Origin of the sequence: Pseudomonas sp. TH49 (genome assembly GCF_016650625.1) — a bacterium.
Classification (GTDB): domain Bacteria; phylum Pseudomonadota; class Gammaproteobacteria; order Pseudomonadales; family Pseudomonadaceae; genus Aquipseudomonas; species Aquipseudomonas fluorescens_H.
The window spans coordinates 2,733,730-2,757,654 of record NZ_JAEKFL010000002.1; the positions used below are offsets into that span (position 1 = coordinate 2,733,730).

Genomic DNA, 23,925 nt, shown 5'->3' on the forward strand with positions numbered 1-23,925 from the left:
GTGCATTCAGTTGGATATTGATCGGCCGTCAGACCGCCATCGCTGGCAAGCCAGCTCCCACAATTTGATTGAGTGCATTCAGTCAGGGATTAGTCGACTGGTAGGCTGCTTTCGCGAGCAGGCTCGCTACCACGGGGAGCTTTGTTGTTCACAAAATGCTGAGCAGCATAAATCCAATGTGGGAGCGAGCCTGCTCGCGAAGGCTGGCTCACTGGCAACACCGTTCTCCAGACAGAAAAATCCCGTCGTCCCGACTGATCGGAACGGCGGGTTTTGTCGTTTCAGGCCTCGATCACACCGTGTCCACTTTCAGCGAATGATCATTGAGCATGCCGCTGATGATCGTCGCCGTGTCGTGTCCGCTGGCGATCACCCCGCCCGCCCCCGGCGTTACACCGTAGTGGCTGGCGAGGTTGACACCGGCCAGGTCGATGGTCTGGTTCGGCGTGGCGCCGGCCAGCGCGCTGACGTCGATGCTGGTGAGGACCGAGGCGCCGCTGCCGGTGACGGTGAAGTGCAGGTAGTCGTCGAGCGACGCGGTGGTGCCGTTTTCACCTTGCAGCAGTTGCGACAGGTCGAGCTTGTCGGTGCCGGGGGTGAAATCGGTGATGGTGTCGTGGCCACTGTTGCCCTTGAGGTACTGGAAGGTGTCCGCGCCCGGCCCGCCGGTCAGGGTGTTGTTGCCCATGCCGCCGATCAGCAGGTCATCGCCGCCGCCACCGTTGAGGATGTCGTTACCCAGCCCGCCGTTGATCACGTTGTTATTGTTGTCGCCGGTCAGGGTGTCGTTGAAGTTCGAGCCGACCAGGTTTTCGATATTGCTGATCGTGTCGGTGCCAGCGCCGATGGTGTTTTGCGCACCGAGCAGACCGAGGTTGACCGTGACCCCGGCGGTGGCGTGGGCATAGCTGACCGTGTCGATGCCGGTACCGCCGTCGAGAATGTCGTTGCCCGGGCCGCTGTAGAGCAAGTCGTTGCCCGCGCCGCCGTGCATCTCGTTGTTGCCGGAACCGGCAGTCAGTACATCGTTGCCGTCGCCGCCATTGAGGATGTTGTTGCCGGTGCCCGCCACCAGAATGTCATCCCCGGCAGTGCCGGTGAGGGTGTGGCCATCCTGATAGGTGATGCTGACGTTGGCCGTGTCGCTGCCGCCATGGTTGTCATTGGCGGTGTAGGTGCCGTGGAAATCCGGCGTCACGTCATGGGCGCCGGCGTAGTTGACCGTCATGGTCAATTGATAGTTTTCCGCTGCCGTCGGATTGCTGCCACTGGTGTTGCTGATGTTGGTCACGTGAATCTGGTAGGTGCCATCGGCACCGGCAGTGATGGTGCCGCCGTCGGCGATGCTGACGAACGCGCCACCGTTGACCGAGTACTCCATGGTGACGTGGCCGGCCGCCAGGTTGTGATCCAGGTTCAGCGTTTCGCCCTGTTTCAGTTTGACGGTGATCAGGTCTTCATCGTTGGCATTGGCGGTGGTCACCGCACCGAGGTAACCGCTGACCACCAGCACGGCGGTCATCGCTGCGGTGTTGGCGGCGAACGCAGCGCGTACGTCGGCCAGGTTCTGGTTGGCGGCGGTGTTGCCGGTGCCGGCGAAGTTGATCGCGCCAGTACCGGTGAAGTCCGCGCCCTTGGCTGCCCAACCGGTGTTGAAGGTGGTTGGCGAGGCGTTGAGCGGGTCGCCGTCCGGGTCGGTGTCGTTGGCCAGCAACAGTTCGCCCGGCACGGTGATGTTGCTCGACAGCACATTGGTGATGACGTGGTCGTCCGTCGCCACCGGTGGCGAGTTGGGGATGACCTTCACGGTCAGCGTCGAGCTGGCGAGGTCGCCGTCGTTGTCGCTGAGGGTGAAACCGATGTTCTCGGTGATCACGGTGGTCGTGGTTTTCTGTGAGATGTAGGTGTAATCGCCAGTGTCGAGGTTGATCTGCAGCGTGCCGCTGTTGTTGGTGGCGATGCTCAGGGTGTTGGTCGTGGTGTCGAAGGTGCCGTGGTTGGTGCCACCGCTCGCGACCAACGAACCTTGGCCGCCGTTGGCTTTCGGGTCATAGGTGTACGTGGTGCCATCGACCACAATGGATTTGATGAAACCGCCATCGGCGCCGAAGGTGCCCGTGTCACCCAGCAGAGAGCCGGTGACCGGCGCGCCAACCACGGTGCCCGACAACACCGAGTTGAGCTGATTGAGGTCGGTGACCACCACCGCGTTGGTGTCGGTGTGGCTGATGCCGTCATAGGCCAATGGATCGAGGTTGGCGTTGCTCACGCCGCTGCCCAGGCCGATGGCGTAGTTCTTGATGTTGTTGGCATCGAGGAAAGCTTTGAGTGCGGTCTCGTCGGCGCTGCCGATTTCCTGGCCGGCGGTGGGTTTACCGTCGGAGAAGAAGTAACCGATGTTCTGCGCACCGTCCTGTTTGCCGGCGGTGTTGAACGCGGTCTGCATCGCCGCCACGGCGGCGTCGTAGTTGGTGCCGCCGCCGGCGGTGAGGCCGGCCAGCAGGGTTTTGGCGGTGGCCACATCGACCCACACCGAGGTGCGGTCAGTGGCGCTGCTGCTGAAGGTCACCAGCTGCACTTTCACATCGCCGAGGTCGTCATATTTGTCGAGCAAGGCGCTGATCGCCTGTTTGGCCAACGCCAGCCGTGACAGGCCCGGCACGCCGGACGCGTCGGCCATGCTGCCGGAAATGTCGAGGACGATGAGGATGTTGGAGTCGATCTCTACCGCCGCCACCGAGCGATCCGACGGCACCGCTTTGGGCACGTCATCGACGATGTTGACCACGATGGTGCTGGTGGTGCTGTTGCCCAAGGCATCGGTGGCTTTGTAGGTGAAACTTTCGCTGAGGGTGTTGGCCCCATCGTTGGCGCTTGGCGTGGTTTTCGGCGCCGAGGTCAGGGTGTAGGTGTACGTGCCGTCGGCGTTGAGCTGGATCTGCCCGTACTGGCCAGTCGAACTGCCGACCAGCGTGTACGTGATCGCGCCACTGCCACCGGTGACCGCACCAACCAGTGTGCCGGTGGCGGTTTCGCCGGTGCTGCTCGGATCGCTGCCGGTGACCGTGCCGGGGGCCAGGTCCTGGCCATCCTTGGTCAGGTCGAGGGCTTTTTCGTAGACCGTCACGTCCTGATCCACCGAGGCCACGAGTTTGCTGTCGGCAACGTTGATGGTGATGGTGGTGGTGCTTTCGTCACCGTCGCCATCGCGGATGGTGTAGGTGAACGTATCGGTGGCGCCCGGCGGGCTCACCGAGTTCGGGTTGCTGTGGTAAACGGCGTTGCCCGCCGCGTCCAGGGTCAGGTAGCCGTAGGTGCCATTGATGTTGCTGTTGAGGCCACCGATCGCCGAGCTCGCGGTGTTGCTGCCGGCACGCACGCCCACCACTGCCCCACCCGCCGCTGCGCCGTCGGCACCGGTGACGTCGTTACCGAGCACGCTGATGTTGACCGTGCCGCCCTCCGTCACCGAGCCGGTGTCGGCTTTGGCGGTCGGCAAGTCGTCGATGATGTTGACGTTGATCTGCCCCGACGCCGTGCTGCCGTCGCCATCGGTGGCGACCACGTTGAAATTCTCGGTGAGGCTGTTGGCGCCGTTGCCGGTCGGGTGTGCGTCGTTATGCACCAGGGTATAGCTATAGGTCACGACACCCGTGGTCGGGTTATAGCCGGAGATGGTCAGCGTACTGCCCAGCGGCGTGGTGATCGATTGCGGGAAACCTGCGGCCACACCATTGGTGACCACGGCAATACCGCCGACAGTCAGGGTTTGCAGACCGTCGAGCGCAGTCACGGTGAAAGTGCCGCTTTGGGTCAGTGCCGTGGCGTCCGGCGCACTGCCGTTGCCAAGGTTTTTTTCGTAGACAGTGAGTTCGCCGCCGTTGACGTCGAGACCGTTGAGGATCACCGGATCGTCGTTGTTGTGGATCTGCAGGACGAGGTTTGCGGTGCTGGTATCGCCGTCCGAATCGGTGATGGTGTAGGTGAAATTCTCGGTGCCATTGCCGCCGCCATGCAGGTTTTTGAAATCGGCATCGGAGGGGTTGAGCGTGTAGGTGTAAGTGCCGTCGGTGTGCAGTTCGAGCGAACCGTAAGTGCCGGTGAAGGTGCCAGCGGTGACGGGGCCGGTAGGTACGCGGTCGGCGCCTTGTACGTCGTTGGTCAGCACATTGCCGGTCAGCGTGAGGTTGGTTTCCGACGCGGTGTTGGCGTTGCTGTCGTTCACCGCTTTTGGCAGGTCGTCGATGATGTTCACATCGAGGGTTGCGTTGGCGGTGGTGCCGTTGTCGTCGACCACGGTGACGGCGAATTGCTCGGGCAGGTTGTTCGCACCGTTGCCGGTTGGATGGGCATCGTTGTGATCCAACGTGTAGCTGTAGCTGACCACGCCGGTCGTTGCGTTGAAACCGGTGATGGTCAGTGTGCTGCCCAGTGGCGTGGTAACCGATTGCGGGAAGCCTGCGGCCACGCCGTTGGTGACCACCGCGATGCCGCCGACAGTGAGCGTTGTCACGCCGTCCAAAGCGGTGATCGTGAAGGTGCCGCTTTGAGTCAGTGCATTGGCGTCCGGAGCGCTACCGGTACTTAGGTTTTTTTCGTAAACGGTGAGTTCGCCGCCGTTCACATCCAGGCCGCTGATGACCACCGGATCGTCGTTGTTGTGGATCTGCAGGACGAGGTTCGCGGTGCTGGTATCGCCGTCGGAATCGGTGATGGTGTAGGTGAAGGTTTCGGTGCCATTGCCGCCGCCATGCAGGTTTTTGAAGTCGGCGTCGGTGGGGTTGAGCGTGTAGGTGTAAGTGCCGTCGGTGTGCAGTTCGAGCGAACCGTAAGTGCCGGTGAAGGTGCCAGCGGTGACGGGACCGGTGGGTACGCGGTCGGCGCCTTGAACGTCGTTGGTCAGGACATTGCCGGTGAGGGTCAGGTTGGTTTCCGACGCGGTGTTGGCGTTGCTGTCGTTCACTGCTTTGGGCACGTCGTCGATCACGTTTACGTCGAGGGTGGCGTTGGCGGTGGTGCCGTTGTCGTCCACCACGGTGACGGCGAATTGCTCGGGCAGGTTGTTCGCACCGTTGCCGGTTGGATGGGCGTCGTTGTGGTCGAGGGTGTAGCTGTAGCTGACCACTCCTGTCGTTGCGTTGAAACCGGTGATGGTGAGCGTGCTGCCCAATGGCGTGGTGACCGATTGCGGGAAGCCTGCGGCCACGCCGTTGGTGACCACGGCGATGCCGCCGACGGTCAGGGTGGTCACGCCATCCAAAGCGGTAATCGTGAAGGTGCCGCTTTGGGTCAGCGCGTTGGCGTCAGGAGCGCTGCCGGTGCTGAGGTTTTTTTCGTAAACGGTGAGTTCGCCGCCGTTTACGTCGAGGCCGGTGATAACCACGGGATCGTCGTTGTTGTGGATCTGCAGGACGAGGTTTGCGGTGCTGGTATCGCCGTCCGAATCGGTGATGGTGTAGGTGAAGGTTTCGGTGCCATTGCCGCCGCCGTGCAGGTTTTTGAAGTCGGCGTCGGTGGGATTGAGCGTGTAGGTGTAAGTGCCGTCTGTGTGCAGTTCGAGCGAACCGTAAGTGCCGGTGAAGGTGCCAGCGGTGACGGGACCGGTCGGTACGCGGTCAGCACCCTGCACGTCGTTGGTCAGCACGTTGCCGGTCAGGGTCAGATTGGTTTCTGACGCAGTATTGGCGTTGCTGTCGTTCACCGCTTTTGGCAGGTCGTCGATGATGTTCACATCGAGGGTGGCGTTGGCGGTGGTGCCGTTGTCGTCCACCACGGTGACGGCGAATTGCTCGGGCAGGTTGTTCGCACCGTTGCCGGTTGGGTGGGCGTCGTTGTGATCGAGGGTGTAGCTGTAGCTGACCACGCCGGTCGTTGCGTTGAAACCGGTGATGGTGAGCGTGCTGCCCAATGGCGTGGTGACCGATTGCGGGAAGCCTGCGGCCACGCCGTTGGTGACCACGGTGATGCCGCCGACGGTCAGCGTCGTCACGCCATCGAGTGCGGTGATGGTGAACGTGCCGCTCTGGGTCAGCGCGTTGGCATCGGGCGCGCTGCCGGTGCTGAGGTTTTTTTCGTAAACCGTCAGCTCGCCGCCGTTCACATCCAGGCCGCTGATGACCACCGGATCATCGTTGTTGTGGATCTGCAGGACGAGGTTCGCGGTGCTGGTATCGCCGTCCGAATCGGTGATGGTGTAAGTGAAGGTTTCGGTGCCATTGCCTCCGCCGTGCAGGTTTTTGAAGTCGGCGTCGGTGGGATTGAGCGTGTAGGTGTAGGTGCCGTCAGTGTGCAGTTCCAGGGTGCCGTAAGTGCCGTTGAAAGTACCGGCAGTCACTGGGCCGGTCGGAACACGGTCAGCACCCTGCACGTCGTTGGTCAGGACATTTCCGGTCAGGGTCAGATTGGTTTCCGAAGCGGTGCCGGTGTTGGCATCGTTCACCGCTTTGGGCACGTCGTCGATCACGTTGACGTCGAGGGTGGCGTTGGCGGTGGTGCCGTTGTCGTCCACCACCGTGACGGCGAACTGTTCCGGCAGTTTGTTTGCGCCATTGCCGGTTGGATGGGCGTCGTTGTGGTCGAGGGTGTAGCTGTAGCTGACAACACCGGTGGCCGCGTTGAAACCAGTGATGGTCAGCGTGCTGCCCAATGGCGTGGTGACCGATTGCGGGAAGCCTGCGGCCACACCGTTGGTGACCACCGCGATGCCGCCGACAGTGAGCGTTGTCACGCCGTCCAAAGCGGTGATCGTGAAGGTGCCGCTTTGGGTCAGTGCATTAGCGTCAGGAGCGCTACCGGTACTTAGGTTTTTTTCGTAAACGGTGAGTTCGCCGCCGTTCACATCCAGGCCGCTGATGACCACCGGATCGTCGTTGTTGTGGATCTGCAGGACGAGGTTCGCAGTGCTGGTATCACCGTCCGAATCGGTGATGGTGTAGGTGAACGTTTCAGTACCATTGCCGCCGCCATGCAGGTTTTTGAAATCGGCATCGGTCGGGTTCAGCGTGTAGGTGTAAGTGCCATCGGAGTGCAGTTCAAGCGAGCCGTAAGTGCCAGTGAAGGTGCCAGCAGTGACGGGGCCGGTGGGTACACGGTCAGCACCCTGCACGTCGTTGGTCAGCACGTTGCCGGTCAGGGTCAGGTTGGTTTCCGAGGCAGTACCAGTGTTGCTGTCATCGACGGCTTTGGGCACGTCGTCAATGATGTTCGCGCTGATGGTGGTATTGGCGGTGCTGCCATTGTCGTCCGTCACCGTCACGGCAAACTGTTCGGGCAATGTGTTGGCGCCATTGCCGGTCGGGTGCGCGTCGTTGTGATTGAGGGTGTAGCTGTAGGTGAGAACGCCGGTCGCCGCGTTGAATCCGGTGACGGTCAGCGTGCTGCCCAAAGGCGTGGTGATCGATTGCGGGAAGCCTGCGGCCACGCCATTGGTGACCACGGCGATACCGCCCACCATCAGCGTGGTGACGCCGTCCGGCGCGGTGATGGTGAGGCTGCCGTTTTGCGTCAACGCCGCTGCATCGGGCGCACTGCCGCTGCCGAGATTGGCCTCATTCACGGTCAGCACGCCGCCATTGATACCGTTATTGATCGTCACCGGATCATCGTTGTTGTGGATCTGCAGCACCAGATTCGCGGTGCTGCTGTCACCGTCGGAATCGGTGATGGTGTAGGCGAACGTTTCAGTACCGTTGCCACCACCGTGCAGGTTTTTGAAATCGGCGTCGCTGGTGTTCAGGGTGTAGGTGTAAGTGCCATCGGCGTGCAGCACCAAAGTGCCGTAGGTTCCCGTGAAAGTACCGGGGGTGACCGGCCCGCCAGCGACGCGGTCAGCACCTTGTACGTCATTGGTCAGCACGTTGCCGATCAGCGTCAGATTGGTTTCCGACGCGGTGCCGATGTTGCTGTCATTCACCGCTCGGGGCACGTCGTCGATGATGTTGACGTCGAGCGAGCCGGTGGCGCTGTCGCCATTGCTGTCACCCGCCGTCACGGTGAAATGCTCGCTCAGGCTGTTGGCGCCGCCACCGGCCGGATGGGCGTCATTGCCATTGAGGGTGTAGCTGTAGCTGACCACGCCGGTGCTCGCGTTGTAACCGGTGATGGTCAGGGTGTTGCCCAACTGGGTGGTGATCGACTGCGGAAAACCGACGGCCACGCCACCGCTGATCACGTTGATGCCGCCGATGTTCAGGCTGCTCAGACCGTCCGGGGCGCTCACGGTAAAGCTGCCGCTTTGAATCAGCGCAGCGGGGTTGGCGGCAGAGCCGTCGGGCAGATTGGCTTCGTTGACGGTCAGTTCACCGCCCGGCACCGACAGGCCACTGAGCGTCACCGGATTATTCACCGCTGGCGGCACCACTGGCGCCGGAGTGTTGTCGCCGTTGTTATCGACGATGTAGTGCCGTTCCAGGGGAAACTCGGGAATCCCGTTGAAACCGGCGGTGGGGAAACCGATTCGCGGATCGACGCGTCCGCCGACTTCCGTCAGCAACACAAAACTGTGGCCACCACCCAGTTCCCCCGGTACACCCGTTGGCGCATTCGGCCCGGCAGCAGTCGCTTCGGCGGCTTTGGTCGGGTCTTCACCGGCGGCGATGGCTTTCTGGATTTGCTCAACGTCGGTCAATTGCGCTTCGGTCGGGGTCACCGCTTCTGGCGAATCGACATGCGGCGCCTGATTGGCCAACAACTGCCCGGTCATGGTCATGCTGCTGTCGCGACCCAGGGTCAACTCGTGGCCATTTTGCAGATGAACGGCGACGGCACCTTCTGCCCCGGTGATCACCTGATCGCCGGCAAACAGGCGATCGCCCTCGACCAGGGCGCGGCGAGTGCCGTCGGTGCCCTGCGCAAAAACCTGACCAATGACTTTAGTGACGATCCCGATGAGCGTTGCCATGTGAAATTCCTCCGCTGCCGACCACCGTCGGCACTGGTTCGCGAAGCAGCCCATGGCTCAATCGGGTTGCCGGGGTGACGCTCACACCTCGGCAGTTCGTTTCGCAGGTAGCGCAAAAAAGGAAACTTCAGTGCGATCAAGCACTTAAAACTCCTGATCAGTGCAGCAAACCCACTAACGCTACGTAACGGTGGTGAATCACCCAAGTGACAAAAAAATGTCGCTCATCTGCCGCTACGCGTCCCTCCCCTTCAGCATTACTTCGCCGTATGTCGCAAAGTGAATGGAACTTTCCTCAAGCCTTTCCGTGCACCCTGATGCGCGGAAAACAAAGGCTTTCGTCCTGAACAATGTCCCGGATTTGTCGCAGCGCATAAGTTTTTTTTGGCATAACCCTTATGAAAATTTTTTCTTAGCTACGCTTCAGGATGTTCTTAGCTCTGTTGTTACAAGAGTGAAACGCTTAAACCTTAAAATATCGTCAAATATTTGGCGACAGTAACACACCATCAGGACCAGGGAGATGCACCCATGCGCGTTTTAACCCCCCTCTGCAGCGCGGTTTTGCTGGCCATGGCTTGCACTTCCCAAGCTCAGGCCATGAACCTGACCGACGCGATACAAAGCACCATCGCCACCCACCCAGAACTCGCCTCGCGCGTGGACGCCAAGCTGTCAGCCGACGAGCAGGTGAAAGTGGCCAAGGGCGGCTTTTATCCGTCCGTGGATTTGAACGCTGCTTACGGTCGCGGCTACAGCGACAACACCAATACGCGGGCCTTGACTCCCAGCGGTCACAACACCGAAATCCTCAACTACACCCAGTCCGAATTACGCTTGCGGCAGATGTTGTTCGACGGTTTCAACACCGCCAACGAGGTCGAGCGCACCAAGGGCGTGTCCAACTCGCGCGCCTATTACGCGCAAGGCACTGCCCAGGATCTGGCCCTGCGCACCATTGAGGTCTACCTCGAAGTGCTCAAGCGCCGCGAACTGGTGACCCTGGCCAAGAACAACCTGCAAGCGCACTTGCGGGTCAACGATCAGATCGGCCTGCGCACCCAGCGCGGTATCGGCAGCACCGCAGACTCCGATCAATCGGTGGCCCGTAAAGCGTTGGCGGAGAACAACCTCGACACCGCCGAAGTCGATCTGGCCGACGCCGAATCGAACTTCTACGCCGTGGTCGGGCGCATGCCCGATGAACTGGAAACGCCGCCCTCGACCCGCGGTGAAATCCCCACCAGCCTGCCGGAAGCCCAGCAGAGCATGGTCGAGAACAACCCGTATCTGAAATCCGCCCAGGCTGACGTGCAGTCGGCCGAGAGCCAGTACGAAGTCGCCAAGTCGCCGTTCTATCCGCGTTTCGATGCAGAGGCGGCGGTGGGCGCGAACAACAACGTGCAAGGTGATGAAGGCCACGACAACGAATGGCGCGTGGGCGTGATCATGAACTACAACCTGTTCCGTGGCGGCAGCGACAAAGCCCGGCTGGCGTCCGATGCGCACCAGATCAATCAGGCAATGGACATTCGCAACAACGCCCTGCGGCAGTTGAACGAGAACATCCACCTGGCGTGGAACGCCATGGTCAACGCGAAGAAACAGACCCCGACCGCCCGTGAATACGCCGAGACCACCAAGCGTGTGCGCGCGGCGTATCAGGATCAGTTCGGCCTCGGCCAACGCACCCTGCTCGACTTGCTCGACAGTGAAAACGAGCTCTACAACGCCAACCGCCGCTACACCGAAATCCGCTACACCGAGGAATATTCGATGTACCGCGTGCTGGCGAACATGGGCCAGTTGCTGAGCAAGCAACGGGTGGTGCTGCCGGCCGATGCGATAGCCGCAACCGATGTGAAGAATGAAGCACGCCTGCCCGAGCTGAAGTAAGTCCCACGATCCATTGTGGCGAGGGAGCTTGCTCCCGCTGGGTTGCGCAGCGACCCCAAAAACGTTCAACGATGAAGATTTTGTGAGTGCTGCGCACTCAAGCGGGAGCAAGCTCCCTCGCCACAAGGTTGGACCAGTCATTACAGGGGCGATCAATATGACCAGCATGGCCGAAGGCGGACACTCCGGGATCGATCCGCGGCTGAGCTTCGATGACCCGTTACTCGACGGTCTGTTGATCCTCTGCAAACTGCATGGCGCGACGGTGAGTCGCGCCAGTCTGAGCGCCGGGCTGCCCCTGAACAAGCAACGCCTGAGCCTGGATCTGCTGCCCCGCGCAGCGGCCCGGGCCGGTTTGCAGGCGCGCTTGTTGCGCCGCGAACTGAAGGATATTTCTGCGCTGAATCTGCCGATTCTGTTGCTGCTCAAGGATGGGCGCACCGCCGTACTGCGACGGTTCGCCGACGACGGCAAAGCGCTGATCCTGCCCAGCGAAGCCGATGGCGGCGAGCAATGGGTCGAGCGCGAAGAACTCGCCGAACACTACAGCGGCCAGGCCTTGTTCGCCCGTCCGCGCCACGAGCTCGAAGACTTGCGTTCACCGCTGGTGCCACGGGTCCACGCCTGGTTTCGCGACACCCTCAAGCTGTCGAAATGGCTGTACAGCGATGCGATCCTCGCGAGTTTTCTGATCAACCTTTTAGGCCTGATGGTGCCGCTGTTCGTGATGCAGACCTACGACCGCGTGGTGCCGAATCAGGCCACCTCGACCCTGTGGGTGTTGGCGATCGGCCTGCTGATCGGTACCGGCTTCGAGCTGGTGCTGCGGGTGGTGCGCGCGCACCTGCTGGACACCGCCGGCAAGAAAACCGATGTGATCCTTTCTGCGACGTTGTTCGAGCGCATCACCGGCATGGCGATGAAGGCGCGGCCGGCAACCATCGGCGGTTTCGCCCAGAGCATTCATGACTTTCAGGGCTTGCGCGAATTCCTCACCGCCGTGACCCTGACCAGCCTGATCGACCTGCCCTTCGTGGTGTTGATGCTGGTGGTGATCGGTCTGCTCGGTGGCTGGCTGGTGGTGATTCCGCTGCTGGCGTTTCCGATCACGATCATCTTCGCCATGGTGATTCAGGCGCGCCTGCGCGATACCGTGCAGAAGAGTCTGAGCCTGGGTGCGGAACGGCAGGCGCTGCTGATCGAAACCCTCGGTGGTCTGGAAACCCTCAAGGCCTGCGGCGCCGAAAGCGAGCGCCAGCACAAATGGGAAAGCACCCACGGCGCCCTCACCCGCCTCGACAGCCATGCGCGCAATCTTTCGGCGCTGGCGACCAACGGCACGCTGTTCATCCAGCAGTTCTCGGGGATGGCGACGATTGTTGCCGGGGTCTACAGCATCATCGCCGGTAACCTCAGCGTCGGTGCGCTGGTCGCCAGCTACATGCTCGGCAGCCGCGTACTCGCGCCGCTGGGGCAGATCGCCGGGCTGATCACCCGCTACCAGCAAGCGCAACTGACCATGAAAAGCACCGACGCGCTGATGGGCCTGCCGCAGGAGCGCGACGGCAAGCAGCGGCCACTGGAACGCACGCAACTGCAAGGTGCGCTGGACGTCAGCGGCGTGACCTTTCACTACAACGGCCAGAACGCGCCGGCGCTGAGCAACGTCAGCTTCAGCATGAAACCCGGCGAGCGGATCGGCATCATCGGCCGCAGCGGCTCGGGCAAAAGCACCCTGGCGCGGCTGGTGATGGGCTTCTATGAACCCGAGGAAGGCCAGTTGCTGCTCGACGGCCTCGACCTGCGGCAACTGGATGTCGCCGACCTGCGCCAGCAGATCGGTTATGTCGCCCACGACCTGCCGCTTTTGGCCGGGAGCCTGCGCGACAACCTGACCCTCGGCGCCCGCTACATCAGCGATTCGCGCATGCTCGAAGTCGCCGAGCTGACCGGCGTCACCGAACTCGCCCGCCAGCATCCGCAAGGCTTCGACCGGCCGGTGGGCGAGCGCGGCCAGCTACTTTCCGGCGGCCAGCGTCAGGCCGTTTTACTCGCTCGGGCATTGCTGCTCGACCCACCGATCATGCTGCTCGACGAACCCACCAGCGCCATGGACAACAGCAGCGAAGACCTGCTGCGCCAGAAGCTCCACGGCTGGGTTCAAGGCAAAACACTGCTGCTGGTCACACACCGCACCTCGATGCTGAGCCTGGTGGACCGGTTGCTGGTTCTGGACAACGGCCGGGTCGTCGCCGACGGCCCGAAAGAAGCGGTCATCGATGCACTGCGCAAGGGCCGCGTCGGCTCGGCGGCGGTTTAGATGCGTGCACATAATTTATGGCTCTCACAAAACCTGTGGCGAGGGGATTTATCCCCGATGGGCTGCGCAGCAGCCCCAAAGACTCTGAGGGCGCTTCGCACCCTATCGGGGATAAATCCCCTCACCACAAGTGAGTGTTCCGGGCGACGCATGGGTTGTGCGGTTTGATGTTTCTTAACTGAGGGGTATCGCCCCATGTCTGCATCTTCAGATAGCAAATCACGCGGCTACTTCAACAGTTTCGGCAAAAGCGCCGAAGCCGAGTTCATGCCGGAAACCGCCGGCGCGGCGTTGCAGGATTCGCCGCGCTGGTCGCGGATCACCGTGTGGCTGGCGGCGGCGCTGCTGATCAGTGCGCTAGTCTGGGCCAAGTTCGCGGTGCTTGAAGAAGTGACCATGGGCGAAGGCAAGGCGATTCCGTCAAGCAAGGTCCAGGTGATCCAGAACCTGGAGGGCGGGATCGTCACAGAGATTTTTGTGCGTGAAGGGCAGATGGTGAACAAGGGCGACAAGCTGTTGCGCCTGGATGACACGCGCTTTCTCTCGAACAAAGGTGAGAGCGAGGCCGACCGTTACGCGCTGACTGCGCAAGTCGAGCGCCTCTCCGCCGAAGCCGAGGGTCGCCCGTTGAAACTGTCTGACGAGGTGATCGCCAAGGCGCCACAGGTCGCCGAAGACGAACGGGCGCTGTACGACCAACGCCAGCGCCGCCTAGCCAGTGAGCAACGCACCCTCACCGAACAGCTGCGGCAGAAGACTCAGGAACTGGCGGAGTTTCGTTCCAAACAGGGTCAGTACAGCTCCAGCCTGGCGCTGCTGCAGCAAGAGATGAACATGTCGGCGCCGCTGGTCGGCACTGGCGCCGTATCGCCGGTGGAGATCTTGCGACTCAAGCGCAGCGCGGTGGAGATTCGCGGTTCGCTGAACGCGACGACGCTGGCGATTCCACGGGCGGAATCGGCAATCAACGAGATCAAGAGCAAGATCGACGAATCGGAACAGACTTTCCGCTCCGACGCCGCCAAGGACCTCAATCAGAAACGCACCGACCTGTCGAAAATCACCGCGTCGAGCATCGCCATCGACGACCGGGTCAGCCGCACCACCGTGACTTCGCCGGTGCACGGAGTGATCAAGCAACTCAAGGTCAACACCATCGGCGGCGTGGTACAGCCGGGCAGCGACATGGTGGAAATCGTGCCACTGGAAGACAACCTGCTGATCGAAGCCAAGGTGCGTCCGCAAGACGTCGCGTTCCTGCACCCGGGCCAGAAAGCCATGGTCAAGTTCAGCGCTTACGACTACACGATCTACGGCGGGCTGAGCGCGAAACTCGAACTGATCGGCGCCGACACCATCACCGATGACAAGGGCAACAGCTTCTACCTGATTCAGGTGCGCACCGATAAAAACCACTTGGGCGGGGATGTTAAACCGCTGCTGATCATCCCGGGGATGGTGGCGACGGTGGACATTATTACTGGGGAGAAAAGTGTGCTGGATTACCTGCTTAAACCGGTGCTGAAGGCGCGGACCGAGGCGATGCGTGAGCGGTAGGCATTGTTGAGAGTTGCGGTGATTGATCCAACGCCTTCGCGAGCAAGCCCGCTCCCACAGTTGGGATGCATTCCCCTGTGGGAGCGGGCTTGCTCGCGAAGAGGCCCGCACCAACACCCATTATTTTGAATGATTACGCTGAAAAACCTCCTCCCCCATCGCCGCAATCTGCCCCTCGATCAACGCCTCGAACGGCTTCAACAACGGCGCAAATGTCGTCGGCGCTTCAAGGGTTTCCAGCGCCTGCACAATCGCCTCGATCGTCGACAACGCCCCCGGCCCCGGTGCCTTGCGCAACCGATAGCGCGACACCCCGCCCGCGGCCAGCGTCACCCGTGGCAACGCTGCCAGCAACGGATTGAGGTGGAGCATCTTGCGCGCCTTGCGCCAGGTGCCGTCCGGCACCACCAACAGCAGCGGTTGGTCAGACTCGCGATAAGCCTGCATCGGCTGCGCATCGTCGGCGGGAAACAACAACCGCGCCTGATACCCCGGCCGGTTGAGCAGCGCGGGTAAATCCTCGAATACCTCACCGACAATCAGCTCGGCATTGGTCAAACCCAACGCCGCCAATCGCGCGGTGTTGAGCGCGTGATTGACCTCGCTCGGATGCTGCAACAGCAACACTCGGGTGCGGCTATCGAGGCTCGGGATCAGCGAGCACAGGCAGTGGGTTTGTGGGCGCAGGCAGCGCGGGCATTGGGGTCTGGACATCGTTCTTAAGCCTGATTGAGCTGTGCTTTGAGCAAATCACGGAAGGTCTGGATCAGCGGTTCGCGGCTGCGGCCACGGCGCATGATCATCGAGAACGGCGCCTGATAACCGAAAGTCGCCGGCAGCAACACGCGCAAGTCGCCCTTGTCAGCCCAGGCCTGAGCGTAGTGCTCCGGCAGGTAACCGATGTAGGCACCAGAGAGCACCAGAATCAGCTGCGCTTCCATACTTTCCACGGTCGCCGCACTGTGCTTGAAACCATGGCGCGCCAGCTCCGCCTGACTCCAGTAACCACGGCCGACCATGCGCTGCTGAGTGATGACCTGCTCGGGAATCCGCCGCTCGTTGAACAACGGGTGCCGGCTGCTGCAATACAGCCAGTGCTGCTCGCGGTACAGCGGCATGTATACCAGACCGCTCATGCGCGTGGAGAAGGCGCCGATGGCCAGATCGAGGCGGTTGTCCTGCACGCCGAGTTGCAGTTCGTAAGGGCTCATCACCGACAGGTGCAAATGCACCGCCGGGTGTTCCTGGCTGTAGGCGCCGATGGCTTCGGCGAACGGCAAGGCCTTGTCGCTGACCGTGGAGTCGATCACCCCGAGATTCAGCGTGCCACGCAGTTCGCCCTTGAGCGCGGCGGCGTATTGCTCGAAACCTTCGAGCTCGGCCAGCAGGCGCAGGGTTTCCTGATGGAACAGCTCACCCTTGCTGGTCAGGCTGAACCCACCCCGCCCGCGATGGCACAGCACCAGACCGAGCGCGGCTTCGAGCTGGCTCATGTAAGTGCTGATCGCCGAGGTCGACAGGTTGAGTTCCTGTTGCGCATTGGCAAAGCCCTGATGCCGGACCACGCTGACGAAGATGCGCAATAGTTTCAGGTCGGGTAAAGCGTTGGCCATGTCTACTCCATCACAAGAAGCATTCGGTGCGTCCGAAGAGACACGGTCCCTGTGGGAGCGGGCTTGCTCGCGAAGGCGTCGTATCAGTTGGCATCCATGTTGCTGACACACCGCATTCGCGAGCAAGCCCGCTCCCACACAGGCGTCATGTTCACCCCGGCGAACAGCGACGAGTCTATCTCCAGCCTCATCATTAGTTTAGAAAAATCTGAACTAAGTTTTTGCCCGTAGCGATTCTTCCCCCGCACTACATTTCGCAGAATCGGCCCCACAGCGGCGTCCGAACCTGTGTTCAACGGTGCGCCGACATAAATAAAACAAAGACGATGAGGCCCTACCCGTGGACAAGATTCTTCACCAACCACTGGGCGGCAACGAAATGCCGCGCTTCGGCGGCATCGCCACCATGCTCCGACTCCCCCATGTACCGAGCGCTGCCGGCCTGGACGCTGCCTTCGTTGGCGTGCCGCTGGATATCGGTACTTCGCTGCGCCCCGGCACTCGCTTCGGGCCGCGCGACATCCGCACCGAATCGGTGATGATCCGCCCGTACAACATGGCCACCGGCGCCGCGCCGTTCGACTCGCTGTCGGTCGCCGACATCGGTGACGTGGCGATCAACACCTTCAACCTGCTCGACGCCGTGCGCATCATCGAAGAAGCCTACGACAACATCCTCGAGCACAACGTGATCCCGATGACCCTGGGTGGCGACCACACCATCACCCTGCCGATCCTGCGGGCGATTCACAAGAAGCACGGCAAGGTCGGTCTGGTGCACATCGATGCCCACGCTGACGTCAACGATCACATGTTCGGCGAGAAAATCGCCCACGGCACAACCTTCCGTCGCGCCGTCGAAGAAGGTCTGCTGGACTGCGACCGCGTGGTGCAGATTGGTCTGCGCGCACAGGGCTACACCGCTGACGACTTCAACTGGAGCCGCGATCAGGGTTTCCGCGTAGTGCAGGCCGAAGAGTGCTGGCACAAATCGCTGGCGCCACTGATGGCTGAAGTGCGCGAGAAAGTCGGTGGCGGTCCGGTGTACCTGAGCTTCGACATCGACGGCATCGACCCGGCCTGGGCGCCTGGCACCGGCACCCCGGAAATCGGGGGTCTGACGACCATTCAGGCGATTGAAATCGTTCGCGGCTGTCAGGGCCTCGACCTGATCGGCTGTGATCTGGTAGAAGTCTCGCCCGCTTACGACACCACCGGCAACACCTCGCTGCTGGCCGCCAACCTGCTGTACGAAATGCTCTGCGTACTGCCTGGCGTAGTCCACCGCTGAGGGTTCGGCCATGAACGAACGTGATCAGGTGTTGAAAGCGGCTGCCGATCTGGTGTCCGCCTTCGCTCGCAACGATCGCGAAGCTTATTTCGGCGCGTTCAGCGCCGATGCAAGTTTCGTGTTTTACACCCTCGAACAGCCGCTGCTGTCGCGCGATGCCTATCAGGCGTTGTGGGATAGCTGGCGCGCCGAGGATGGCTTCGAAGTGTTGTCGTGCACTTCGAGCAACGCTTTCGTCAGCCTGCAAGGTGACGTGGCGGTGTTTGTCCATGACGTGGCCACCGAGCTGCGCATGCAAGGGGAGCAACATTTCAGCCAGGAGCGCGAGACGATTGTTTTCAAGAAACAAGCGTCGAGCCTAGAACAACAAGGCCATTGGCTGGCCTGCCATGAACATTTGTCCGCAATGCCGGAAGGGCTGCCACCCCTAGGGTCTGCTGACGTTGGGTGACGACCGCGACGGAGACCCATTTGGCGCAGGGCAAGGCGCGAGGAACGCAGTTTGGTCGTTCCAAATAAGTTCCGAGCAACACAGCCCTGCGCCAAATGGGTTCCGTCCCTTCGGGTTGCGCGCCAAAGTGCGCGAGGCTGCGTTGCGGGATTTGCCAAGGGAACAACCATGGGCGGCATCCCGCGCCTTGCCTCGCGCACTTTGGCGCAGCAACGCGGTTCGCCACCCAACGTCAGCAGACCCTACCCAAACAGGTGACGCTCACGCACGATGAGCGCGCCTTTATGATCGGAGCTGATCATGAATAACAACAACAAAGCCAACGACCAAAGCCTTACGCGAATTGAAACCCACGGGGTCGAACAGATCCCGGACCACGAACGTACCGCAGGCCCGACGGACTTGTTCCGGATGATCTTCGGTGGTTCGAACACCTTTGCCACCGCCGTGCTCGGCAGTTTCCCGGTGCTGTTCGGTCTGTCGTTTCAGGCCGGCGTCTGGGCGATTGTGGCGGGCGTGCTGCTCGGCTCGCTGATCCTCGCACCGATGGGCCTGTTCGGCCCGATCAACGGCACTAACAATGCCGTGTCCTCCGGGGCGCACTTCGGCGTGCACGGGCGGATCGTCGGTTCGTTCCTGTCGCTGTTGACCGCTATCGCGTTTTTCTCGCTCTCGGTATGGAGTTCGGGGGATGCGTTGATCGGTGGGGCGAAACGCCTGATCGGTCTGCCGGAAACCGACCTGACCCTGGGCCTGGCCTACGGTCTGTTCGCGATTCTGGTGCTGACCGTGTGCATCTACGGCTTCCGCTTTTTGCTGTGGGTGAACAAGATCGCGGTGTGGAGCGCCAGCCTGTTGTTCCTGCTGGGCATCTTCGCCTTCGCCGGTCCTTTCGATGTGAACTACGCCGGCACCGTGAACCTCGGGCAACCGGGTTTCTGGGCGGCGTTCATCGGCGCGGCGCTTGTCGCGATGAGCAACCCGATTTCCTTCGGTGCGTTCCTCGGCGACTGGTCGCGCTACATCCCGCGCGACACCTCCAAGCAGCGGATCATGGCGGCGGTGGTGCTGTCGCAGATCGCCACGTTCATCCCGTTCCTGTTCGGCCTCAGCACCGCGACCATCGTCGCGATCAAGGCGCCGGACTACATCGCGGCGAACAACTATGTGGGTGGTCTGTTGGCGGTATCGCCGAGCTGGTTCTTCCTGCCGGTGTGCCTGATTGCGGTGATCGGCGGCATGTCCACCGGCACCACCTCGCTGTATGGCACCGGGCTGGACATGTCCAGCGTGTTCCCACGGGTGCTGTCGCGGGTCAAGGCAACGTTGCTGATCGGCGTGCTGTCGATTGCCTTCATCTTCATCGGACGCTTCGCGGCGAACCTGGTGCAGAGCGTGTCGACCTTCGCCGTGCTGATCATCACCTGCACCACCCCGTGGATGGTGATCATGATCATCGGCCTGCTGGTGCGTCGCGGCTTCTACTGCCCGGATGACCTGCAAGTATTCACTCGCGGCGAGCAAGGCGGACGCTACTGGTTCAACCACGGCTGGAACTGGCGTGGTCTGGGCGCGTGGATCCCGAGCGCGGCGGTCGGTTTGTGCTTCGTCAATTTGCCGGGGCAGTTCGTCGGCCCGTTGGGTGAAATGGCCGGCGGCATCGACATCAGTTTGCCGGTGACCCTGGGCCTGGCTTCGGTGGTGTACTTGACGCTGCTGAGCCTGTTCCCGGAACCGCGCGAAGTGTTCGGGCCCACGGATGCCCGCAGCCAAGGCGTAGCAAAACCTGAACTGCGCCAGGCCGCCTGACGCAAATCCCCTGTGGGAGCGGGCTTGCTCGCGAAAGCGTCGGCACATTCAACAGTGATGTGACTGACAGATCGCATTCGCGAGCAAGCCCGCTCCCACAAGGGCAAATCGAATTCAGCCTCACCATAAAAAAGACAATCGGAGACACGCCATCATGGCTTTGGATTTATTCGTCGTCCTCATCTACGCCGCCGGCATGCTTTTGCTCGGCTACTACGGCATGCGCAAGGCCAAGACCAACGAGGATTTTCTGGTCGCCGGGCGTAACCTGGGCCCAAGCCTGTACATGGGCACCATGGCCGCGACCGTGCTCGGTGGTGCGTCCACCGTCGGCACCGTGCGTCTGGGCTACGTGCACGGTATCTCCGGTTTCTGGCTGTGCGCCGCGCTGGGTTGCGGCATCGTCGCGCTGAACCTGTTCCTCGCCAAACCGCTGCTGAAACTGAAGATCTACACCGTTACCCAGGTTCTGGAAAAACGCTACAACCCGATGGCCCGTTCGGCGAGCGCGGTGATCATGCTGGCCTACGCGCTGATGATCGGCGTGACCTCGATCCTGGCGATCGGCACCGTGCTGCAAGTGCTGTTCGGCCTGCCGTTCTGGATCTCGGTACTGCTCGGCGGTGGCGTGGTGGTGATCTACTCGGCGATCGGCGGCATGTGGTCGCTGACCCTGACCGACATCGTCCAGTTCATCATCAAGACCGTGGGCCTGATGTTCATCCTGTTGCCGATCTGCCTGTACCGCGTCGGCGGCTGGGACGAACTGGTGCTGAAGCTGCCGGCAGCGGCGTTCAACTTCACCACCATCGGCTGGGACACGATCATCACCTACTTCATGATCTACTTCTTCGGCATCCTGATCGGTCAGGACATCTGGCAACGGGTGTTCACCGTCAAGACCGCCAAAGTCGCCCAGTACGCCGGCAGCATCGCCGGTATCTACTGCATCCTCTACGGTTTGGCTTGCGCGCTGATCGGCATGGCCGCTCACGTACTGATCCCGGATCTGGACAACGTCAACAACGCCTTCGCCGCCATCGTCAAACTGTCGCTGCCGGACGGCATCCGTGGTCTGGTGATCGCTGCGGCACTGGCCGCCATGATGTCTACCGCCAGTGCCGGTCTGCTCGCTGCGGCCACCACCCTGACTGAAGACCTGCTACCGAAACTGCGTGGCGGCAAACAGTCGAGCCTGGCGATCAACCGCCTGTTCACCCTGCTCACCGGTGTCGTGGTGCTCGGCATCGCGCTGGTAGTGAATGACGTGATCAGCGCCCTGACTCTTGCTTACAACCTGTTGGTCGGCGGCATGCTGATTCCGCTGATCGGTGCGATCTTCTGGAAACGCGCGACCACCGCCGGCGCCATCGCCAGCATGGGCCTGGGTTTCGCCACCGCGCTGCTGTTCATGTTCAAGGACGGTCTGGATGCGAACACGCCGATCTACTACAGCCTTGCGGTAGGTCTGGTGAGTTTTGTGGTGGTCAGCCTGGTCTCCCCTCGCCCGGCGACCGTGGCGAGTGCGATCTAAGCTCTGATGTAACGACTTGATGCTTTCTTCGACGGGTGTGGCGTCGGTTGCCACACCCGTTTTTTTACGTCTGGAGAAAATGGCTTATGAAGATCGTTTCGCGCGATCAGTGGTTTGAAGTTTTGAGCTTGAGCGATGGCATCCGGTTGATCCACGAGCCGTACATCCGCCCGTTCTACCGCTGCAACCTCTGGCACATTCAGGGGCGCGACAAGGATCTGCTGCTCGACAGCGGCTCGGGGCTGGTCAGCCTGCGCGAGCAATTGCCGTGGATCACCGAACGGCCGCTGGTGGCTGTTGCCAGTCACTGCCACTTCGACCACATCGCCGGGCATCACGAATTCGCCGAACGTCTGGTGCATCGCGCCGAGGCCGACATTCTTGCCGCGCCGAACGGCGAGAATGACCTCAGCCGGGCCTTCGTCGGTGACGACATGTTCGAGGCGCATCCGGACTGTCCGCTGTGCTACGCCGAATACCGGGTCAAGGCTGCGCCAGCCACCGGGTTTGTCGAGGATGGCGACGTGCTGGATCTGGGCAACCGCACCCTGCAAGTGCTGCACACGCCGGGGCATTCGCCGGGTGGCATCAGCCTGTATGAGGCGGCCACCGAAACCTTATTCAGCGGCGACATCATCTACGACGGGCCGTTGATCGAAGACGCCTACCACTCCGATCTGCAGGATTACGCCAGCAGCCTGCGGCGCTTGCAGGCGCTGCCGATCCGCACGGTGCATGGCGGGCATTTCGGCAGTTTTTCCGGGGGGCATTTGCGTTCGATGATTGACGAATGGTTGCGTCGACACGCTTGAGGCCTGCTGTAATCAGTCAACACAACAACGAAACTGTCTGCCATGAGAAGAGCTGCCGTGCGTGCTGCCGTGCACCGATACATTAAGCGCCTGCTGGACTCCCGCGAATTCAACGACGACACCCGCCTGGTGCAATTAGGGCTGGAGAAGGCAGATATCGAGGATCTGATCTTTCATCTGGAAGATGAGTTCGGACTGACGGCGTTCACCGCCGAAGAGGATCACATGCTCAAGACCGCGAAGACCGCGAATGACCTGAGCCGGTTTTTGCTAGAGATTGGAAGGCATTGAGAGGGTTTGCCAAATACAACCATCAGGGTGAGCTGAAACCCTGTGGCGAGGGAGCTTGCTCCCGCTGGGCTGCGAAGCAGCCCCAAAACCATTCAGCCCGGTTGTGTCAGACGGACCTTGTTCAGTGACCTTACGACTGCTGCGCAGCCGAGCGGGAGCAAGCTCCCTCGCCACAACAAGCGTCACTCACATGGAGCCGTACTTACCGCCGGCGAGGCTGACGCCGGCGCTGTTCGTCATCGGTACGGATCGGAACGGGTTGCAGAGGCGGTTCGATCAAGCCGAGGGCAACACCCAAATCGTGCAGCCAGTTCTGAATTTTCTCTTTCATCGTCATGCCCCCTTCAGGGTAGTGCTGAGCGGCCGGAATTCTGAGGCCGCTTCGCACTGATAATAGTCCTAAGTCCTACGCAATGCTCGGCCAAATCCGCAATGATCTGTTACTGAATTGAACAGAATTACCATCGATTGGTTCACGCCGTCTGCCGGGTTTCACTGGATGCCACGGGATAGAGCGCTTGCTGCTGTTCAATCCAGGCATTGAGGTTGGCCCCGACCATGCCCTTGCGCCACATGAGCCATGTTGTCGCACTGGCAAACGGCTCGGCCAACGGGTGCACCGCGACACTTTCGCGCCCGGGCAGACTGGCCAGCATCGACTCCGACATCAGCGCCACGCCGCTGCCGGCAATCACACAAGCAAGCATGCCCTGATAGGACTCGATCTCCATCGCCCGGCCCATCGCCGCCTGATAGTGGACAAACCACGCCTCCAGTCGCGCGCGATAGGCGCAGCCATGGCGGAAGGTGAACACCGCCCTGCCCTCGACCTCTTTGGCGCTGCGGATCGGCGGGTGATCGGCTTCGCTGATCAGCACCAGACGCTCGTCACACAGCGGCACGCCGTCGATACCGGCCAGTTGCGGCGGACCGTCCACCAGCGCCGCATCGAGACGCCCGGAGACCAGGCCTTCAAGCAACTCACCGCTGGGCCCGGACTGCACTTGCAGATTCACCGCCGGGTATTGCTTGTGATAGCGCGCCAACAGCGCCGGCAAATGGATCGCTGCGGTGCTGTAGAGCGTGCCGAGGACGAAATCCCCGGCCGGTTGCCCGCCCATCACCGCCGCACTGGCCTGATCGCGCAGGGCGAACAGTTTGCCGGTGTAGTCCAGCAGGACTTTTCCCGCAGGCGATAACTGCAAACGCTGACGCTCGCGGACGAACAGTTCGACACCCAATTGCTCTTCCAGCTGTTTGAGCCGGGTCGACAGGTTGGACGGCACCCGGTGCAGACGCTCGGCGGCGCGGGTGATCGAACCTTCCTCGGCCACTGCCTGAAAGATCCGCAATTGGCTGAATTCCACAACCATTCTCCATTACAGAACAAGTTACTCACTATTATTCAATTTTAAAGAAAGTCAATCGGTTCTAGCCTGACGGTCATTGCTC

The 23,925-nt window shown here is 61.4% G+C and carries 14 protein-coding genes; 9 read left to right on the forward strand and 5 right to left on the reverse strand.

Annotation, left to right across the window (positions count from 1 at the left end):
• Positions 1-292: 292 nt before the first annotated feature.
• On the reverse strand, positions 293-8,899 hold the full coding sequence (locus tag JFU48_RS29375; protein ID WP_201138441.1) for a retention module-containing protein: 8,607 nt from the start codon (positions 8,897-8,899) through the stop codon (positions 293-295).
• 531 nt (positions 8,900-9,430) lie between these two features.
• On the opposite strand from JFU48_RS29375, the gene JFU48_RS29380 reads away from it, so the two are divergent.
• From JFU48_RS29380 to JFU48_RS29390, 3 genes are all read left to right on the forward strand, one after another.
• The gene (locus JFU48_RS29380) at positions 9,431-10,795 is read left to right on the forward strand and encodes a TolC family outer membrane protein (protein WP_003222721.1); all 1,365 of its coding nucleotides are present in this window, start codon (positions 9,431-9,433) and stop codon (positions 10,793-10,795) included.
• Positions 10,796-10,952: 157 nt separating this feature from the next.
• Positions 10,953-13,115, forward strand: a complete 2,163-nt coding sequence (locus JFU48_RS29385; protein WP_201138442.1) for a type I secretion system permease/ATPase — start codon at positions 10,953-10,955, stop codon at positions 13,113-13,115.
• Positions 13,116-13,310: 195 nt separating this feature from the next.
• A complete protein-coding gene (locus JFU48_RS29390) occupies positions 13,311-14,672 on the forward strand; it encodes an HlyD family type I secretion periplasmic adaptor subunit (RefSeq protein WP_201138443.1) in 1,362 nt (453 codons plus the stop codon).
• A gap of 120 nt (positions 14,673-14,792) precedes the next feature.
• Here JFU48_RS29390 and JFU48_RS29395 read toward each other — a convergent pair whose 3' ends face one another.
• Together JFU48_RS29395 and JFU48_RS29400 are read right to left on the reverse strand one after the other, a co-directional pair.
• Positions 14,793-15,386: a tRNA-uridine aminocarboxypropyltransferase gene (locus JFU48_RS29395; protein WP_201138444.1), complete on the reverse strand. Its 594-nt coding sequence runs from the start codon at positions 15,384-15,386 to the stop codon at positions 14,793-14,795.
• Positions 15,387-15,391: 5 nt separating this feature from the next.
• Positions 15,392-16,285 (reverse strand): LysR family transcriptional regulator, encoded by an 894-nt coding sequence (locus tag JFU48_RS29400; protein WP_007956593.1) that lies wholly within the window; start codon positions 16,283-16,285, stop codon positions 15,392-15,394.
• 340 nt (positions 16,286-16,625) lie between these two features.
• On the opposite strand from JFU48_RS29400, the gene speB reads away from it, so the two are divergent.
• From speB to JFU48_RS29430, 6 genes are all read left to right on the forward strand, one after another.
• Positions 16,626-17,576 (forward strand): agmatinase, encoded by a 951-nt coding sequence (gene speB, locus JFU48_RS29405; protein WP_201138445.1) that lies wholly within the window; start codon positions 16,626-16,628, stop codon positions 17,574-17,576.
• Positions 17,577-17,586: 10 nt separating this feature from the next.
• Entirely contained in the window at positions 17,587-18,027 is a 441-nt protein-coding gene (locus JFU48_RS29410; RefSeq protein WP_201138446.1) for a YybH family protein, read from the forward strand.
• 300 nt (positions 18,028-18,327) lie between these two features.
• Entirely contained in the window at positions 18,328-19,836 is a 1,509-nt protein-coding gene (locus JFU48_RS29415; protein WP_201138447.1) for a purine-cytosine permease family protein, read from the forward strand.
• A gap of 154 nt (positions 19,837-19,990) precedes the next feature.
• Entirely contained in the window at positions 19,991-21,370 is a 1,380-nt protein-coding gene (locus JFU48_RS29420) for a sodium:solute symporter (protein WP_003222714.1), read from the forward strand.
• An 86-nt stretch (positions 21,371-21,456) separates the two neighbouring features.
• On the forward strand, positions 21,457-22,182 hold the full coding sequence (locus JFU48_RS29425; RefSeq protein WP_201138448.1) for an MBL fold metallo-hydrolase: 726 nt from the start codon (positions 21,457-21,459) through the stop codon (positions 22,180-22,182).
• 42 nt (positions 22,183-22,224) lie between these two features.
• On the forward strand, positions 22,225-22,473 hold the full coding sequence (locus JFU48_RS29430) for an acyl carrier protein (protein WP_201138449.1): 249 nt from the start codon (positions 22,225-22,227) through the stop codon (positions 22,471-22,473).
• 202 nt (positions 22,474-22,675) lie between these two features.
• On the opposite strand, the gene JFU48_RS30255 is transcribed toward JFU48_RS29430, so the two are convergent.
• Both JFU48_RS30255 and ptrR read right to left on the reverse strand, forming a co-directional pair.
• A complete protein-coding gene (locus JFU48_RS30255) occupies positions 22,676-22,804 on the reverse strand; it encodes a PA1414 family protein (RefSeq protein ID WP_003184145.1) in 129 nt (42 codons plus the stop codon).
• Between the two features lie 142 nt (positions 22,805-22,946).
• On the reverse strand, positions 22,947-23,840 hold the full coding sequence (ptrR, locus tag JFU48_RS29435) for a putrescine utilization regulator PtrR (RefSeq protein ID WP_027614570.1): 894 nt from the start codon (positions 23,838-23,840) through the stop codon (positions 22,947-22,949).
• Between the last annotated feature and the right edge of the window lie 85 nt (positions 23,841-23,925).

What these genes read in the sequence shown, in the direction of transcription:
- JFU48_RS29375 (WP_201138441.1), bottom strand. Translation starts at nt 8,899, where the DNA reads ATGGCAACGCTCATCGGGATCGTCACTAAAGTCATTGGTCAGGTTTTT.
- JFU48_RS29380 (WP_003222721.1), top strand. Translation starts at nt 9,431, where the DNA reads ATGCGCGTTTTAACCCCCCTCTGCAGCGCGGTTTTGCTGGCCATGGCT.
- JFU48_RS29385 (WP_201138442.1), top strand. Translation starts at nt 10,953, where the DNA reads ATGACCAGCATGGCCGAAGGCGGACACTCCGGGATCGATCCGCGGCTG.
- JFU48_RS29390 (WP_201138443.1), top strand. Translation starts at nt 13,311, where the DNA reads ATGTCTGCATCTTCAGATAGCAAATCACGCGGCTACTTCAACAGTTTC.
- JFU48_RS29395 (WP_201138444.1), bottom strand. Translation starts at nt 15,386, where the DNA reads ATGTCCAGACCCCAATGCCCGCGCTGCCTGCGCCCACAAACCCACTGC.
- JFU48_RS29400 (WP_007956593.1), bottom strand. Translation starts at nt 16,285, where the DNA reads ATGGCCAACGCTTTACCCGACCTGAAACTATTGCGCATCTTCGTCAGC.
- JFU48_RS29410 (WP_201138446.1), top strand. Translation starts at nt 17,587, where the DNA reads ATGAACGAACGTGATCAGGTGTTGAAAGCGGCTGCCGATCTGGTGTCC.
- JFU48_RS29415 (WP_201138447.1), top strand. Translation starts at nt 18,328, where the DNA reads ATGAATAACAACAACAAAGCCAACGACCAAAGCCTTACGCGAATTGAA.
- JFU48_RS29420 (WP_003222714.1), top strand. Translation starts at nt 19,991, where the DNA reads ATGGCTTTGGATTTATTCGTCGTCCTCATCTACGCCGCCGGCATGCTT.
- JFU48_RS29425 (WP_201138448.1), top strand. Translation starts at nt 21,457, where the DNA reads ATGAAGATCGTTTCGCGCGATCAGTGGTTTGAAGTTTTGAGCTTGAGC.
- JFU48_RS29430 (WP_201138449.1), top strand. Translation starts at nt 22,225, where the DNA reads ATGAGAAGAGCTGCCGTGCGTGCTGCCGTGCACCGATACATTAAGCGC.
- JFU48_RS30255 (WP_003184145.1), bottom strand. Translation starts at nt 22,804, where the DNA reads ATGAAAGAGAAAATTCAGAACTGGCTGCACGATTTGGGTGTTGCCCTC.